The organism is Nocardia alni (assembly GCF_019038435.1).
Taxonomy (GTDB): domain Bacteria; phylum Actinomycetota; class Actinomycetes; order Mycobacteriales; family Mycobacteriaceae; genus Nocardia; species Nocardia alni.
Genome location: NZ_JAGPOX010000047.1, coordinates 1 through 16202, shown reverse-complemented (window position 1 = coordinate 16202; position 16202 = coordinate 1). Strand labels below are relative to the sequence as shown.

Here is a 16202-nt window from a genome sequence, read left to right as displayed (position 1 = left end):
CGCGCTGTCCGGAGTGCTTGCGCTGATGCCCTGAGTCGCAATCCTATGCATCGCACAGCGTTTCGATCACCGTGCGCGCGGCGTGGGTGGGGGTGCGCTGGATGTCGTGGGCTATGAACAGCTTCCATGGGATGGGGCCGTCTTCGGGGTCGAGCTGGACCAGGGTGCGGGAGCGCCGGGCGAGGGAGCGCGGGACGAAGGCGATGCCGAAATCCTTGGCGGCCAACTCGAGTGCGAATTCCTGATCGGCGACCTCGATCACGGGGCGGCGCAACGGGAATCGCTCGTCAGCGATGCGGCGGATGCCCCAGCCAGGGGGATAGTCGATGAATCGGGCGCCCGTCAATCTGTCCGGCGTGAGCGGGCCGAGCGTGAGCGGGTGGTCCGGTGGCATGCACAGCACGACGGTCTCCTCGCTGATCGGATACAGTCGCAGACCCTCGATCTCGGAGTCCTGTCCGGCCAGCAGTGCGATGTCGAGGGTGCCGTCCAGCAGTCCGGCGATATTGCCGGAGACGCCCGAAATGCTCTGGCGCATCTGAAGAGTCAGTGCCGGATAGCGGCGGTGCAGATCGGCGATCATGCTCGCCAGGTCCAGCGAGCGGATATTCATCAGGTTGCCGATCACCACCTCGCCGCGGACCTCGCCGCGCGCGGCGTCGATCGCGTCGACCACGGCGCGGCGGGCGTGCAGCATCGACCGTGCCGGTTCCACGATGGCCCGTCCCGCCTCGGTGAGCTCCAGGGCGCGGGGCGTGCGGTCGAACAGGCGGGTGCCGAGTTCGCGTTCGAGCTTGGCCACGCTCGTGGACACCGCGGACTGCACCAGATTTAGCCTGCGGGCCGCGGCGGTGAAGGACCCGAGTTCACGGCAAGCCAGAAAGCATTCGATCTGACGAAGCTCCATCGGCAGAGCCTAACAATCCAACAGTGTGATTGATGGGCATCGCGATATCCATCTACATTGTTGATCGATTTGGTGGGCAAGCCTATGCAGGAGCGAGTGTCTCGACCGGCACGTCGGCGGTGCCCATCTGGACGAACTCCTACCTTGCGTCGGCCCGATCTTGCCAAATGGCCTTGCGTCGACCTTCCCGCGTGTCGACCGCACGAGCATCGTCGAACTCTCGGATCACTGCCTGTGATGTGGGCTGGCTCCGCTCGGCGGCCCGGCCTATCTATTTCGCTGCTGGGGCCATCGAAATTCATCGCTATTATTGATTAGCCGGTTAGCGGATGATGGTGATCGTGAGTGTTTCTACCACCTCGACCTCCACCAACTCCGGCTCGGCGAATCCCGGCCCGAACCCGGCTTCGGCCCGGCTCACTCGGCTGCTGGTATTCGTCTTCGCCGTGACCGCGGGGTCCTCTGTCGGCGGGCTCTACTATCTGCAACCGCTGCTGCACGAAGTGGCCGGTGGGCTGCGGATCTCGACGGCGACCGCGGCACTGCTGGTGAGCGCGTCGCAGGTGGGTTACGTTGCGGGGCTGGCGCTGCTGGTGCCGCTGGGTGACTTCCTCGAGCGCCGCCGGATGGTCCCGGCGCTGCTGGCGGCGTCGGTGGTGGCGCTGGGGTTGTCGGCGGCGGCGCCGAACTTCCCGATCCTGTTGATCGGCATGTTCGTGACCGGCATCACCGCCTCGGCGGCGCAGGTGGTGATTCCGTGGGCGGCCGCACTGGCGGAACCGGAGCGGCGCGGGCAGATCGTCGGAACCGTGATGAGCGGGCTGCTGCTGGGGATTCTGTCCTCGCGGGTGCTGTCGGGGGTGATCGCGCAGTTCAGTGGGTGGCGCACGGTGCTGGTGGTCGCGGCCGCGCTCCAGTTGGTGATGTCGGCGAGCGTTTACCTGCTCACGCCGGTCACCGGGCGGCCCGCGGCGGGGGAACGGTACCGCGAGGTGCTCGTATCGATCCTCACGCTGATCCGCACGCATCCGGCACTGCGCCACCGCATGGCGCTGGGCTTCATCGGCATGGCCTGCTTCTCGATGGTGTGGACGTCACTGGCCTTCCTGCTCGCCGGTGCGCACGGCAGTTCGTTCCACTACTCGCAGTTCGTGATCGGCCTGTTCGGCATCGCCGGTGTGGCGGGGGCGCTGGGCGCGCCCGTGGTGGGTAGATTCGCCGACCGCGGGCACCTGCGCGTGGTGACGACGCTCATGTGGGTGGTCCTGCTCGCCAGCTGGGGCCTGCTGGCCTGGGGCGGGTATTCGATCGTGGCCCTGATCGTGGCGCTGCTGGTCTTCGACTTCGGCATCCAGGGCGTCCAGCTGTCGAACCAGAGCGCGATCTACGCCCTCGACCCGGCCGCCCGCAGCCGCCTGACCACGGCGTACATGGTGAGCTATTTCCTCGGCGGCGTCGCCGGATCGGTCACCGCCGGCGCGGCCTACGAATCCGGCGGCTGGGCGCTGGTCTGCGAAATCGGCGTAGCGGCAACAATTCTCGGCTGTGTGCTGTGGGCTGTGTTTTCGAGGCACATTCCGTCCGGTGCGACGACGGCCGATACACCGGACTAACGGGTACCGAGCGCCAGGGGAAAGCCTGGCTGTTTTGCCGCGGTATGCCTGAGTCCTGTCGGCGGGATGTTTCGGCCGTACGAACCGCATGACGGCCACGCTGCGCGACGGCGTGCTACGTCTGCGGGGTACATTCCGGCGGGCGCGACGATGACGAATACGCCGGACTAGCGGGTGCCAGGGGAAGTCCGGCTGTTTGCTGCGGTCCGACATGAGTCCTGTTGTCGGATGCGGCGAGCTGTTTCGGCCATTCGAACCGTATGGTGGGCACGCTGCTCGGCGGTGTGTTGTGTCTGCCGGGCACATTCCGGTGAGCGTGACGACGGCGAATACGCCGGACTAACGGGCACCGAGCGGTCAGGGGAAGCCCGCTGATTGCGCGGTATGGTCTGAGTCCTGTCGGCGGATGTTTCGGCCGTACGAACCGTATGGTGGGCACGCTGCTCGGCGGTGTGTTGTGTCTGCCGGGCACATCCGGTGAGCACGACGACGTCGAATACGCCGGACTGCGAGGGGGGTGCCGAGGGGAGGCCCGGCTGGTGCCGGTGGTAAAGCCCGCCGGTTCGGGCGGTTGGATGCAGTGTGGGCTGAGCGAGCCCGCTATATACGACCTGCATGGCGGATACGCTGCTCGGCAGTGTGCTTGTTCGCGGGCACATTCCGGCGGGCGTGACGACGGCGAATACACCGGACCAACGGGACCGAGCGGTCAGGGGAAGCCCGCTGATTGCGCAGTATGGTCTGAGTCCTGTCGGCGGATGTTTCGGCCGTGCGAACCGGGGGCACGCCGCTCGCCTGCGCGCTGTGTCTGCCGGGCACATTCCGGTGAGCGTGATGATGTCGAATACGCCGGACTGAGGGGGCGGTGCCGAGGGGAGGCCCGGCTGGTGGCAAAGCCCGCCGGTCTGGGCAGGCGTGGGCTGAGCGAGCGCTGTGTACGGCGTGGCGCGCAAAGCCCGCCGGTCTGGGCGGGTTGAACGCAGAGGTCAGCTGCGCGAGCCCCTGTGTACGGCGTGGCGGCAGCACTGGTTGGCGGGGGGCAGTGACATTTCCGGCCACAGACTGGCCGCGACCACCGGCTGGGGCGCTCTACTCCCTCGGCCAGGGGCGACCGTGGTAACGCTCGATGTCTGTGTTGAATCGCTCGAGATACCCGACCAGGGCGCTCAGATCCTCGGGAGACCAGTCCGCCAGGATCACGTCGAGGTGCTGGACCGAGTCCGCGCGGTGGGCCTCGAGCTGGCGGGTGCCCTCGGCGCTGATCTGGAACTTGCGGGCTATGCCGCCGTCGGGATCGGGGATGCGGTCCAGGAGGCCCGCGCGTCGCATCGCGGCGGTCTGCCGGTTCACCGTCGAGGTGTCCAGGCCCAGCGCCTCGCTCAGCTGGCTGATCGACATCGGGCCCCCCATGTGCAGGCGACTCAGGAGGGTGTACGCGCTGCGATCCAGATGGCCGGTGCGGGCCGAGGACAGGCTGTACCGGCCGAGCAGCATCGTCTCGAACTCGAGCAGCGTGGTGGTCTTGGGATTACCCACTGCGGTCCTTCCGTCTCCTGTCCGACCCGACGAGTGTGCTTGCTCGGATGAGCCGTTCTCTCGCATAGGTGAAGCCTCGGAGTGCATTTACGCGGTGGCGGCGTGCATCAAATGGCCGCCCTGAATCATGTGCACACCGGGACCGCCAGGGTCCCGCTGGCCGGTGTAGGAGCCCAGGAGCTCGACAGCCGGGTGGTCCTCGATCTTGGTGAAGCCGAGGGCGGTCAGCTCGTCGCGGAACTGCTCGGCCGTGCGGAAGGTTTGGAACGGTTCACCCGCCGCGGCAACCCGTTTCGCGCGCTCGGAATCTTGCCACCGATGCGTCGGCGGCTCCGCGTAGTCGAACACCACCTCGGCCGTACCGCCCTGTCCGGCAATGTAACTCAGCGTATCGGTGACCGATTGCGCGCTCAGGTACACCACGACGCCGAGCATGACGAACACCGCGCTGCGGGTGCGGTCGAAACCGGCCTCGGCCAGTCCCGCCGCCAGGGTGGACCGTTCGAAGTCGACCGGCGCGAAGTGCACCGTCTGCGCGATGGTGATCCCCGTCTCGGCCAGCTGCCGGCGCTTCCACTCCTGCGTCGCGGGGTGATCGACCTCGAAGAAGTGCACGTCGGTATGCGGATTGCGGTATGCGGAGGTGTCCAGGCCCGCGCCGAGCAAGACCACCTGCGTGGTCCCGGCGGCGACCGCGGCTGCGGTGACGTCGTCGGCGAAACGGCTGCGCCCGGCGATGAACATCCGCCGTCGCCGCACCAGATCCGGATCCAGAGCGCGTTCGAATTGGCTGCTGCGCGTGCTGACCGGCCCGACGATCCGCGCGGCCAGGGGATCGGTGAAGATCCGCGGCTCGTCGCTCTGATGGTCCGCGCGGGCCCACGCCACCGCAAAGGCGGTCTTACTCGGTTCCCCGATTTGCATGCGCCCACACTACTTCGCTGCGTTGTGCTGTTCGGCTGGAGTAGGAGTGCGAGGGTGTACGCAGCCCCTTGTGTCCGACCATCGGACTGGTAGGGCATGTCACCGGAATCAGCCTGGCCGCCCTCGGCCCGGCGGTGATACGCGAGCTGATGCTGTCGCGCCCTGAGCTGATGTGGTGGTACGTGAGCGGGTGCTGTCAGGCCCTGAGCCGATGTGGTGGCACTCGAGCCGATGCGGCGGCACCCGAGCCGATGCTGACGCGGCCTGAGTCGATGCGGGTGGTACGTGAGCCGATGCTGTCAGGCTCTGAGTTGATGTGGGGTGGTACTCGAACTGATGTTGTCGCGCTCGAGTCGATGTGGTGGTACGCGGGCTGATGTTGTCGCGCTCGAGTCGATGTGGTGGTACGCGGGCTGATGTTGTCGCGCTCGAGTCGATGTGGTGGTACGCGGGCTGATGTTGTCGCGCCCGAGCCGGTGCGGCGGCACCCGAGCCGATGCTGTTACACCTGATTGATGCTGTCGGCACCAACCGTAGGCGGCGTCGCCAGGCAAGCCGACAACCGCCGACCACACTAGTCCGGCGTGCTCGCGCCCGGGGGGATCTGCAGCGCGTTCACCCACAGCTGGGTGACGGTGGCGACCAGCTTCTCGAACGGGATTCGCTGGTCCAGCACGAAGACCAGGTAGGCCATCCGGCTCACCATGCCCGACAGGGCGTGGGCGGTGATCATCGGGTCCAGATCGGCGCTGGCCAGGCCCGAGCGTTGCAGGGTGCGGATCATGCGGGCATTGCGCTGGGCGAAGGCACGACCGCGTTCGATCCGCAACGTCCGGAAGTTCTCGTCGATCTGCGCGACCTGTTCGAAGACCGCCATGAGGCGCGCATTGCGCTTGTAGGACATCAGATATTCGCGGTTGGCGGCCTCGATCAGCGCGCTCGGATCGGTGATGCCGATGCGTTGGCGGATATGCGGATGCAGCATCTCCTCCTGCACCTGCGCGACCACGGCGGCGAAGACCTGGTCTTTATTGTCGAAATAGGTGTAGAACGAGCCCGAGGCCAGGCCCGCGGCGCGGGAGATATCGGAGATCTTCGCGTCGAGGTAGCCGTCGCGCTCGAAGACCTCCCGCGCGGCAGTGATCAGTGCCGCGCGGGTGCGCATGCCACGGCGCGTGCGCGGGGCAGGGCGTGGCGAATCGTCTTGCCCGGCTGCGGTTTCACCCTGTGTCATGCCGAATCACCCGCCGGCCATTTCAGAACCCCGCCTCGGTGGCCACGCGGTCGGCGTTGTCCACCACGGCGTCGATGTGTTCGATGGTCGGCGTGCCCGCGGCGGCGCGGTTGCGGGGGTCGTCCAGGGCACGGCGCAGCACGCCCTCGGCGATGATCGCGACCTTCCACAGACCCAGGGCGTGCCAGAAGCTCAGTGCCGCAGGGTCTCTGCCGGTGGCGGCGAGATATTCCGCGGCGATCTCGGCGCGCGAGGGGAAGCCGGGCAGGGTGCACATCGCGAAATTTCCGATGCCCGCCTCGCCCGGTTCCGGCCAGTACGCCAGCAGGCTGCCGATATCGGCGAGCGGGTCGCCGAGGGTACACAGCTCCCAGTCCAGTACGGCGTCGATGGCGCCGGTCGCCGGGGCGGTTATCACGTTGCGGATATGGAAATCGCCGTGCACCAGCGCTATCTCGTGCTGTTCGGGCACCGCGGCGCGCAGCCGTTCGGTGAGCCTGTCCAGCTGTGGGTGTTCGCGCGTGCGGGACTGCTCCCACTGCCGCGACCACCGCGCCAGCTGACGGCCCGCATACGGTTTGTGACTGGCCAGATCGATCAGGCCGGCCGCGTCGAGATCGACCGCGTGAATCTCGGCCAGCGTGCGCGGCAGAGCCACTCCGATCGCCCGCCGGTGTTCGGGCGCAAGGGATTCGGCGATCTCCATACTGTCGATGACCAAACCGTCGACGTACTCCATGAGCACCATCGGCACCTCGCCATCGGCGAACACACCGTAGACACGGGGAACCGGAACCGCCGTTCCCGCAAGGGCGGTCAGGATCCGCGCCTCCCGCGCGACATCGTGCGCCGAGGCGAGTAGCCGCCCGAGCGGCGGCCGCCGCAGCACCCATCGGTGGTCCTCGGCATCGGTGACCTGGAAGGTCAGATTCGACTGCCCGAATCCCACTCTGGTGGCGCGCAACGGAAGCTGGTACTTCAGGCTCACCGATTCGAGCCAGCCGCCCACCGCGTGGTCATCCACCTCGAATGTCCCGCGATCACCGGTGGGACGCACGACAGTGGGAGAATCCTGCTGTGCTGCTGTGATTTGTGCTCCTGCGGGTTCGGCAGGGGTATTCGCCGGACGGGTTGAGCCGGGGGAGTCGACCGTGCGTGCCTCGTCCACCTCGAGCGTCCCGCGATCGTCGGTCGGAGGTACGACAGTGGGAGAATCCTGCTGCGCTGCTGCGGTTTGCGGCCCTGCGGGTTCACCGGATGTATTCGCCGGACCGGTTACGCCCGGCTCGCCGACCGTGCGCGCCTCGTCCGAGGTGGCCGGTTCGCTCGTCATATGGGTTCTCCCGTCGTGCCGGATGTGCTTGTAGGTCGCGCTGCGGTCGGCGGATGCTGTGCCTGTCTCATTCGATTCACCGCCCGTGCAGTTGTTGATTGCTCAGCAATGCGCGAATTCTATTGTGGCGGTGCACCTGCCGTAGGCGTGGCTGTTGGCGCGCCGGTTGTGCACCTCTTGTCTGTCGTGGCCGGGCGGAACTCGACGCCATCGGGCCGGGTTTGACCTTCGCTGTCTTGTGTGGTTCTCCCGTCGTGCCGATTCGCGATGGCAGCGGGTGGTCCCGTGACCGTAGGCTACCCGGTTTGCCGACAGTGCCGGTCGCGGTCGATTCGTCCGTCACCCGGCGGGCCTGTCCTGCCGGGGGCGCCGCGCCCTGATGGAGGCGAGTGCACCGGGATGGGCGAATCGGGCTGCGTTTGTGCGCGGTGTTACCGGCCATCAACGCGGGCATCGTCTCGGCGATGTCCAGGTAGACCGGCACATTCCGCGCAGCAATCGCACCCACCACGCCCGCGGCGCGTGTGCCAGTCGATTCGCCCGGCGACACCGCCATGCCGTCTTCTGGCCGGACCGGCGAAGCCATCGTTTTCGTGGCCGACCGGCCCCCGCACCGGCAAGGCCGACCTGGGGAATCCACTCACCCGACCTCGTGCGGCCCGGACACGACTCAGGCTCAGTGTCTGCGCTCGCGGTACTTGCCCAGTTCCGCGCGGGCGATGCTGCGCTTGTGCACCTCGTCCGGGCCGTCGGCCAGCCGCAGGGTGCGCAGGTGGGCCCAGAAGCTGGCCAGGGGGAAGTCCTCGGTGACGCCGCCCGCGCCGTGCAACTGGATCGCGCGGTCGACGATCTTCAGCGCCATGTTCGGTGCGGCGACCTTGATCGCGGCGATCTCCACGCGCGCCTGCTTGTTGCCCACGGTGTCCATCATCCACGCGGCCTTGAGCGTGAGCAGGCGGGTCTGCTCGATTTCGATGCGCGCCTCGGCGATCCAGTCCTGGATATTGGCCCGCTCGCTGAGCTTGCTACCGAAGGTGGTGCGGGATTCGGCTCGGCGGCACAGCAATTCCAGCGCCCGCTCGGCCATACCGATCGCCCGCATGCAGTGGTGGATGCGGCCAGGGCCCAGACGGGCCTGACTGATCGCGAAACCCTCACCCTCGCCGGCGAGTACGTCGGTGGTGGGCACCCGCACGTTGTCGAAGGTGATCTCGGCGTGGCCCTCGCGGTCGGAATAGCCGAACACCGGCAGGTTGCGCACCACCGTCACGCCGGGTGCGTCGATCGGGACCACCATCATCGACTGCTGGCGATGCGGCGGCGCGGTCGGATCGGTCTTGCCCATCACGATCAGAACCTTGCAGTTGCGGTGCAATGCGTTGGAGGCGAACCATTTTCGGCCGTTCAGGACGTACTCGTCGCCCTCGCGCCGCATGCTCATCTCGATATTGGTGGCGTCCGAACTCGCCACAGCCGGTTCGGTCATCGCGAAGGCCGAGCGAATGGTGCCCGCCAGCAACGGTTCCAGCCAGCGCTGCTTGTGCTCCTCGGTGCCGAACAGGGTCAGCACCTCCATGTTGCCGGTATCGGGGGCCGAGCAGTTGCACGCTTCGGGGGCCAGCGCGGGGCTGCGGCCCATGATCTCGGCCAGCGGCGCGTATTCGAGATTGGTCAGGCCCGGGCCCCATTCGGGGTGGGGGTGGAACAGATTCCACAGTCCGCGGGTGTGGGCCTGCGCCTTGAGGTCCTCCAGGATCTGCGGATGGTGGTGGGGATCCCCGGCCGCGCGCATCTGCTCGGCGTAGACGGACTCGGCCGGGTAAACGCATTCGTCCATGAAGGCGGTGAGGTCTTTGATATACCCCTGAGCGCGGGCTGAATTACTGAACAGGTCCACGGGATCTCCTGTGTAGTCGGGCAGATAGAAATCTGAGGGCGGATGGATCAGTACATACGCTGCTGCAACCAATCGACCGGCCGGCTCGGCGTGCTTACCTGGGACACAGCCATCATCGTCCGCTCACTGCGTCGCAGAAGCCGAGCAGTGCGGCGTTGACCTCTGCGGGACGTTCCTGCTGGATCCAGTGGCCGGCGCCTTCCAGCAATACAGTGTCGCGCAGGTCGGTGAGTACGGCTGCCATCTTGTCGGTAGGGCTGAAACGGATGACGGCGTCGTCCGCGCCCGCGATGAACAGCGCTGGGCAGGTGATCTGCGCTCCCCCGAGGTGCTCCGACAGCTCCCAGTCGCGGTCGACGTTGCGATAGTAATTGAGGCCTCCGGTGAAACCTGTCTCGGTGAAAGCCTCGACGTAGTAACCCAACTCGGCCTCGGACAGCCATGGCGGCGGGGACTGATCCGTGCCGTCGGCGCGCAGATCGTCGACGGTGATCACGTCGTCGCGCAGTAGGGTGTGCCGCACGTCGGCCGCCAGCACGGCGTCGGCGACACCCGGCTGCTGGAACCAGCACATGTAGAACTCGTCGCCCAGGCGCCGGCGCAGGATCTGGATCGGCGGGCCCTTGGGGCGCGGCGCGATCGGCACGCTCAGGCCCGCCACCGCGCGCACCCGGTCGGGGTGGCGCAGGGCGAGCTGCCAGACCACCGACGCGCCCCAGTCGTGCCCGATGAAGATCGCGTCGTCGAGACCGGCGTCGTCGAGCAGGCCGACCATGTCCCCGCACAGCGTGTCCATGCTGTAGTCCTGGATCCGCTCCGGCCGTGAACTGCCACCGTAGCCGCGCATATCCGGGGTCAGTGTGCGGAATCCGGCCGCCGCGAGTGCGAACACCTGATGCCGCCAGGAGAAACCGAGCTCGGGGAATCCGTGGCAGAACACCACCGGCGGCCCCTCGCCGTGATCGACCACGCGCAGAGATATGCCGTTCGCCTGGACCTGTCGGCGGCCGAGCCGCTCCCAATCGTCCACCAGGTTATGTGTATCCACTGCCCACCTCGCGTGTTTTCCCTGGCTGTCCGGCCGACCTCGCTCATCGCGTGAATCGCCGGTATAGGTACGGACCGTAATCCTACTCGTGACCGTAGGCAAACTTGACGTCGGATTCAATTACAGCTCGTAAAGCGCTGGTGTACAGAGGCTTTAGATTCGCAAATACGCAGCGGGTGTGAGCGTGTCAGGCGGCGGCTCGAAACGGCCCTGTACCGAGGCGACAGAAAGGAGCCTGTGATCGTCGGTAGGCGTAGGTCGGTTCGGCGTGATCGGGCGCGCGGCCCAGACGACAGGTGGAGCGGGGTGTTCACCAGGGCAATTCGGTTGTCGGAAGGCTACCGAGCGCGGGCCTCAATTCGCCTGCAGTCGGTTAGGTGTAGGTCGGCTCGGCGTGGTCGGCACCGCGGTCCAGACGGCCGGTGGAGTGGGGTGTCGAGCGCGGGCTCAATCCGGTTGTCATTTGTGGGTGTGGGTCGGTTCGGTGTGGTCGGCACCGTGATCGAGATGGCCGGTGGAGTGGGGTGTCGAGCGCGGGCTCAATCCTGTTGTCATCTGTGGGTGTGGGTCGGTTCGGGGTGGTCGGCACCGTGATCGAGATGGCCGGTGGAGTGGGGTGTCGAGCGCGGGCTCAATCCGGTTGTCATCTGTGGGTGTGGGTCGGTTCGGGGTGGTCGGCACCGTGGTCCAGACGGCCGGTGGAGCCGGGTGTTTACCGGGGCAATTCGGTTGTCGCGAGACTACCGAGCGCGCGGGCCTCAATCCGTCTGCCGTCTGTAGGCGTAGATCAGCTCGGCGCGGTCAGCGCCGTGATCCAGACAGTAGGTGGAGTGGGGTGTTTACCGGCGGCAATTCGGTTGTCGCGAGACACCAGGTTCAGGCTCCGGTCCGGCTGGTTGCCGGGAGGGCGTTGGAGCCGGGAGGATGTTGGATCGGGCGTCGAGGTCGGCGAATCCTGGCGTCGCTCACCGGGCTGTGTGGGGACGGCACCGACGGTCTCTCTTGCCCAAACCGGGCCAGCGATGTCGGCAGCACGTGAAAAACGACCACCGCGCTCGAACACACGGCCGTCAGATGATCCACACGCGTTCTGTTGACAAGCAAGTGTCGGCGACACCGAGTAGGGCATGCGCCGTATTCGACGTGACGACGTGGCCGGGACCGGCGTTGATGCGGCTTAGTCGGCGGCGGAGGACGTGTAGTCGGAATTCTCCGACGCCGGTGAGGCTGCTCGGGTCTTGGCCATGCCTTGGAACAGCCCTCAGCTCGTCTCCGCGGATCCAGCCGCTGAGGCGATCGTGTGCGTATTCCTGGTCCGCCCTCGCGTGGTGAGGAGTCTCAGATGCGCTTTTCATTATCCAGGACTTGATCGCCAACTCTTTGTGTGCTGCTGCTCAGCCCAAGCACGCCTGCTTTGTGCGCAGCTGCTCAGCCCCAGGCACGCCTGGTCGCCGGTATCTCGGCGTGTCCCTGGGCGTCCGGTACTACGCCCAGGACCTGGTGCAATCCCAGTCCGCCGTCCTCGAATCCGGCAGCCGAGGCGGCCATGTACAGCCGCCACACTCTGGCGCGTCCCACACTCGAGAGGTCGACCGCCCTGGACCAGTCGTTCTCCAGGTTGGTGACCCAGCGGCGCAGGGTCAGTGCGTAATGCTCGCGCAGCGATTCGACGTCGCGGACCTCGAATCCGGCGCGTTCCATCGCCAGGACGACCTCGCCGGCGTCGATGAGCTCACCGTCCGGGAAGACGTAACGCCCGACGAACGACCATCCGTTCATCGCCGACCCGCCGATCGAGGAGATCGCGTGATTCAGCAGCCGCCCGTGCGGCCGGAGCAGGTCGTGCAGTGTCCGGAAATACTCACCGGCGCGCTTGGTACCGACGTGTTCGAACATGCCGATCGAGGAGATCGCGTCGAACTGCTCGCCCCGCAGTTCGCGGTAGTCGGCGAGCCTGATCTCCACGCTGTCGGACACACCCGCCGCGGCGACTCGCTTGCGGGCGAGTTCGGCTTGGGCCTTGCTGATGGTGACGCCGACGACCTGCGCGCCGTAGGTGGCGGCCGCGTGGATCGCCATGGATCCCCAGCCGCAGCCGACGTCGAGCAGGCGCATATTCGGTCGTTCGCTCAGTCCGAGCTTGCGGCAGATGAGGTCGTGCTTGGCTGCTTGGGCCTGGTCGAGGGGCAGGGTGGCGTCGGGGGCGCTGTGACCGGTGTCGTCGGTGGCGGCGAACCGCGCGCAGGAGTAGGTCATGCTCGGGCCGAGTACCAGGCGATAGAAGTCGTTGCCGACGTCGTAGTGGTGGCTGATCGCCGCCGCGTCGCGGCCCCTGGTGTGCAGCCGTCCGTGCGGGCGCGGAGCCTCCTCGGGCGGCGGCGGGGGACGACGGCCGAACGCGCCCACCCGTCGCGCCGAATCGACTGCCCGCCAGAGCAGCTCACCGCTCCGTAACACCGAACGCGGGTCGAGGCCCATCTGCTCGGGCGCGGTAGATCGTAGTGCGCGAACCGTTTCCACGATATCGCCCTCGACGTCGATCGTGCCGGAGACGTATGCGCGTCCGAATCCGAGTTCGCCCGGCGCCCAAAGCATGTGGCGCAGCGCGTCCTTCGAATTCACCCGCAGGGTGCCGGGATGATCTCCCTGACCCTCGATCCTGCTGCCATCCCAGAATTCGAATCCGATCCCAGGCCGGGGGCCCAGTAGCGCCCTCACCAGGGGTCGACAGGCCTCGGCTGCCGTCACATATCCCATACGCCCACTATGCCCATGATCGACCCGAATGGGCGGTTGACACGGCGGAATCGTAACGATGGATCGCATTGTGAACAGGGTTTACGACCACGGTGCACCGGCCTCGGGCGCGCTGCCACGGCAAATGCGACTCAGTGCCGATCTCGCTCGGCGAGCTGCTTCAGGTTCAGCAGTTGCCGTCGAGCCATGATCAGATCGCCGATGGAGACCCCGAGGGCGACTAGGCGATTGGTTCGCATGACCACCTTCAGCAGCAGACGTGTGCGCTGACCCTGTGGCACGAGAAGGTAGGACATGTAGGCGCCCATGATGCCGGCGGTCATCTGGCTCCCAGGCTCGACCGATACGATTTTTCCCAGCCGCCGCCCGCCCGCGGTCGTGAAGTGCTGTCCGGCGACTGGGTCGGGCAGCCCCACCAACTCGCGGGGTGACCGTCGGCCCAGATTGTCGATCCAGTCGTACGAGTAGGGCGCGAGCCGGACTTGAACGACCCATGGCCACACCGCTGCGATGGGTGCCTCGACCGTGACGCCTCGCCACGCCTGTAATGCGGGGTCGGTGACGAACTCGTCGCAGGGATAGGGACGTGCGATGTCGTCGTCGGTCACGCCCCAGCGGTCAGCGATCATGGGAACCATCGTCCTCCACACCCGCCCGCGCCTTGTTCGTCATATGGCTCCCGGCACGGAGCCGGATTCGGTGGCGCAGCGGGGGCGCGTCCCGCCGGGTGGCGATTTCGATGCGCCACTGGCCCTTCGCGATTTCTACGGATACGGGCACGAACCGGCGTTATGTTCCAGGGGAGTGCTGGACGAGAGACGGCCCGGAATCCGCTGTATTGCGGTGTTCCGAGGGTCCGGGTCGGTCGAATGATCGCCACGAGGACTCCCTCGCTCAGCCCCGTGCACTGTGAATAAGTCTGGGGCGTGAGTGGTGAGTCTGGGGCGTGAGCCATGAGTCTCGGGTGTGAGTGGTGAGTCTCGGGTGTGAGCCGTGAGTCTGGGGTGTGAGTGGTGAGTCTGGGGTGTGAGTGGTGAGTCTGGGGCGTGAGCCGTGATCTCGGGTGTGAGTGGTGAGTCTGGGGCGTGAGCCGTGATCTCGGGTGTGAGTGGTGAGTCTGGGGCGTGAGCCGTGATCTCGGGTGTGAGTGGTGAGTCTGGGGCGTGAGCCGTGATCTCGGGCGTGAGCCGTGAGTCTCAGGCATGAGCGGCAGTGAGTTCGGTTTTGGTGGGCATAGCGAGGGTGGTTAGGTCGCCTGCGGCGGCCGAGCGGATGACGACGGGCTGGTCAGGTCCCGCGATGTCGAGCATGATCTCTGGGCCCAGTGCGCTGCGGAGTGCGGGCGACAGGGTGGTGGGGGCGAAGGACAAGGTGAGTCCGGAGCCGGTGATCACGGCCGGGATCCGGTGTCCGGCGGGATCGGCGGAGGTCTCGGAGGACCGGAAGCCTTCGCAGTGGGCATCCGCGTTCGCACGGGCCGCGGTGGATATCACGAGGGCGTCGGCGGCGATCGTGCAGCGCACGTTGTCGTGGCCGGCGTTCTGCACGATGTCGAGCAGGGCGTCCCGACTCACCACGACGCGGGTGCCGGGTGGGGTGAGCGCGCCGAGCATTGTGCGGTAATCGGGGAACGGTGCGTCGATGACAGGGCAGACGTGCCGCGTCTCGGCGGTGCTCAGTACGAGCGAGTCGTCCGTCGGCGTCATGAAGACTCGATCTGTGTCGCGCAGGCGTGCTGCGATGTCGGTCAGATCGGGTGTTCGCACGACCAGCGACCAGGGATGGGTCGCCGAATGTTCCGGCGCCAGCGTACGAGTCGTGAGCCGATAGCGGTCGGTTGCGGTCAGGACAACGGAGTCGCCGTCAGCCTCGATGAAAATCCCTGTCAGCACCGGTATTTCGGCGTCATGGGCCACGGCGGTCCGAACCTGATCGATGGCATCGGCCAACTCCGCGGCGCAGACCGACACGAGCGCCGGATCGGATCCCGCCCGCAGCGCGAACTTGATCGACCCCACCGCCGTGGCGGCCGCGTCGGCCCGCCGCTCGAGGTCCGCCACGTGTTCGTCGAGCAGCCGTCCGGCGCGGTCGGCGTCGCCCGCGAGCACCGCCGCGACGGTCTCCAAGGAAACCCCGATCTCGCGCAACCGGCGGATCGTCACCGCCCGCTCACGCTGGTCGGGCGAGTAGTAGCGGTACCCCGTGGCAGCGTCGACCCGAGCGGGCGGCAGCAGACCGCAATCGTCGTAGAACCGCAATGCGGTCGAGGTGAGCCCACTCGTACGGGCCAGTACCCCGATCGTGATGAATTCATCGGATTCCGTCATGCGTCCATCCTGAAGCCTCGGGTAACCCGAAGGTCAAGCCACTGGTCCCGGTCGCAAGTGCTGGGCCGGTGGGGAATTCGACCCCCAACAGCGAAGCGTCTCTGTGTGCCGGAACTCCCTAGGCGGACGCAATAACTGTGGAGTTTCGGCGCGGAGGGCAGCGGAGGGCCAGAATATAGCGGGTGCTCCGGCTGTGGGGTTCGGCTGTGTGCTGCGTGTCGGGCGGCGATGGGGCCAGTGGTGGATTGCCGCGTGTTTCTGTTGCAGCATGCGAACAGTGCCGGTGTGCAGGCGAGTGAATGACTTTGCTCGAGGAGGGGTTTCAGTGGACAGCCGTCTGGCGCTGGTGCGGTCGGGTGATCGGTTGCTCGAGGTCTTCGTGCTCGTGGGGTTGGTGGAGGGCGTCCGGCTCCGCGGCCGGGAAACTCTTGGCGATCCAGGCCATTTCCGCCGCGCGTGCGCTGGTGACCGAATGTCCGGTGAGCTGAAGATATTTGGCCTGCCGCGTGGTCCTGGCTGGCGGTGAGCGCGTGGTCCTGGTTGGCGGTGAGTAGGAAAGACGCTGGACCGCTGGGCAGGGTGCGCATGCCGGTGCCCCCGGCGACGGGGCTTCGCCGGGGTGGGTC

At 66.8% G+C, this 16202-nt stretch carries 12 protein-coding genes; 1 reads left to right on the top strand and 11 read right to left on the bottom strand.

Going from position 1 to position 16202, the window contains the following annotated elements:
- Window positions 1-43 precede the first annotated feature (43 nt).
- Window positions 44-907, bottom strand: coding sequence for a LysR family transcriptional regulator (locus tag JZ791_RS19310; protein ID WP_216896549.1), 864 nt, complete (start codon window positions 905-907; stop codon window positions 44-46).
- Window positions 908-1248: 341 nt separating this feature from the next.
- Between JZ791_RS19310 and JZ791_RS19305 the strand changes: the two genes are divergently transcribed.
- Window positions 1249-2520 carry an MFS transporter gene (locus JZ791_RS19305; protein WP_308162991.1) on the top strand — a complete coding sequence of 424 codons (1272 nt, stop codon included), beginning with the start codon at window positions 1249-1251 and terminating at the stop codon, window positions 2518-2520.
- 1089 nt (window positions 2521-3609) lie between these two features.
- Here the strand turns inward: JZ791_RS19305 and JZ791_RS19300 are convergent.
- From JZ791_RS19300 to JZ791_RS19255, 10 genes are all read right to left on the bottom strand, one after another.
- Complete coding sequence (locus tag JZ791_RS19300) at window positions 3610-4056, bottom strand: MarR family winged helix-turn-helix transcriptional regulator (protein WP_308162990.1); 447 nt, start codon at window positions 4054-4056, stop codon at window positions 3610-3612.
- Window positions 4057-4143: 87 nt separating this feature from the next.
- The gene (locus tag JZ791_RS19295; RefSeq protein WP_254205963.1) at window positions 4144-4980 is read right to left on the bottom strand and encodes a class I SAM-dependent methyltransferase; all 837 of its coding nucleotides are present in this window, start codon (window positions 4978-4980) and stop codon (window positions 4144-4146) included.
- Window positions 4981-5554: 574 nt separating this feature from the next.
- Window positions 5555-6214 carry a TetR/AcrR family transcriptional regulator gene (locus JZ791_RS19290; protein WP_308162989.1) on the bottom strand — a complete coding sequence of 220 codons (660 nt, stop codon included), beginning with the start codon at window positions 6212-6214 and terminating at the stop codon, window positions 5555-5557.
- Between the two features lie 22 nt (window positions 6215-6236).
- Complete coding sequence (locus JZ791_RS19285; RefSeq protein ID WP_438804539.1) at window positions 6237-7271, bottom strand: phosphotransferase family protein; 1035 nt, start codon at window positions 7269-7271, stop codon at window positions 6237-6239.
- A gap of 952 nt (window positions 7272-8223) precedes the next feature.
- On the bottom strand, window positions 8224-9444 hold the full coding sequence (locus JZ791_RS19280) for an acyl-CoA dehydrogenase family protein (protein ID WP_216896546.1): 1221 nt from the start codon (window positions 9442-9444) through the stop codon (window positions 8224-8226).
- A 112-nt stretch (window positions 9445-9556) separates the two neighbouring features.
- Window positions 9557-10492: an alpha/beta fold hydrolase gene (locus JZ791_RS19275; protein WP_216896545.1), complete on the bottom strand. Its 936-nt coding sequence runs from the start codon at window positions 10490-10492 to the stop codon at window positions 9557-9559.
- A gap of 1428 nt (window positions 10493-11920) precedes the next feature.
- Window positions 11921-13249, bottom strand: a complete 1329-nt coding sequence (locus tag JZ791_RS19270; protein ID WP_254205962.1) for an SAM-dependent methyltransferase — start codon at window positions 13247-13249, stop codon at window positions 11921-11923.
- A gap of 131 nt (window positions 13250-13380) precedes the next feature.
- Window positions 13381-13878: a polyketide cyclase gene (locus JZ791_RS19265; RefSeq protein WP_216896544.1), complete on the bottom strand. Its 498-nt coding sequence runs from the start codon at window positions 13876-13878 to the stop codon at window positions 13381-13383.
- A gap of 567 nt (window positions 13879-14445) precedes the next feature.
- The gene (locus JZ791_RS19260) at window positions 14446-15576 is read right to left on the bottom strand and encodes a DNA polymerase III subunit beta family protein (RefSeq protein ID WP_216896543.1); all 1131 of its coding nucleotides are present in this window, start codon (window positions 15574-15576) and stop codon (window positions 14446-14448) included.
- A 322-nt stretch (window positions 15577-15898) separates the two neighbouring features.
- Window positions 15899-16202 (bottom strand): hypothetical protein (locus tag JZ791_RS19255; protein WP_216896542.1); only part of this gene is annotated, 304 nt, incomplete at its 5' end.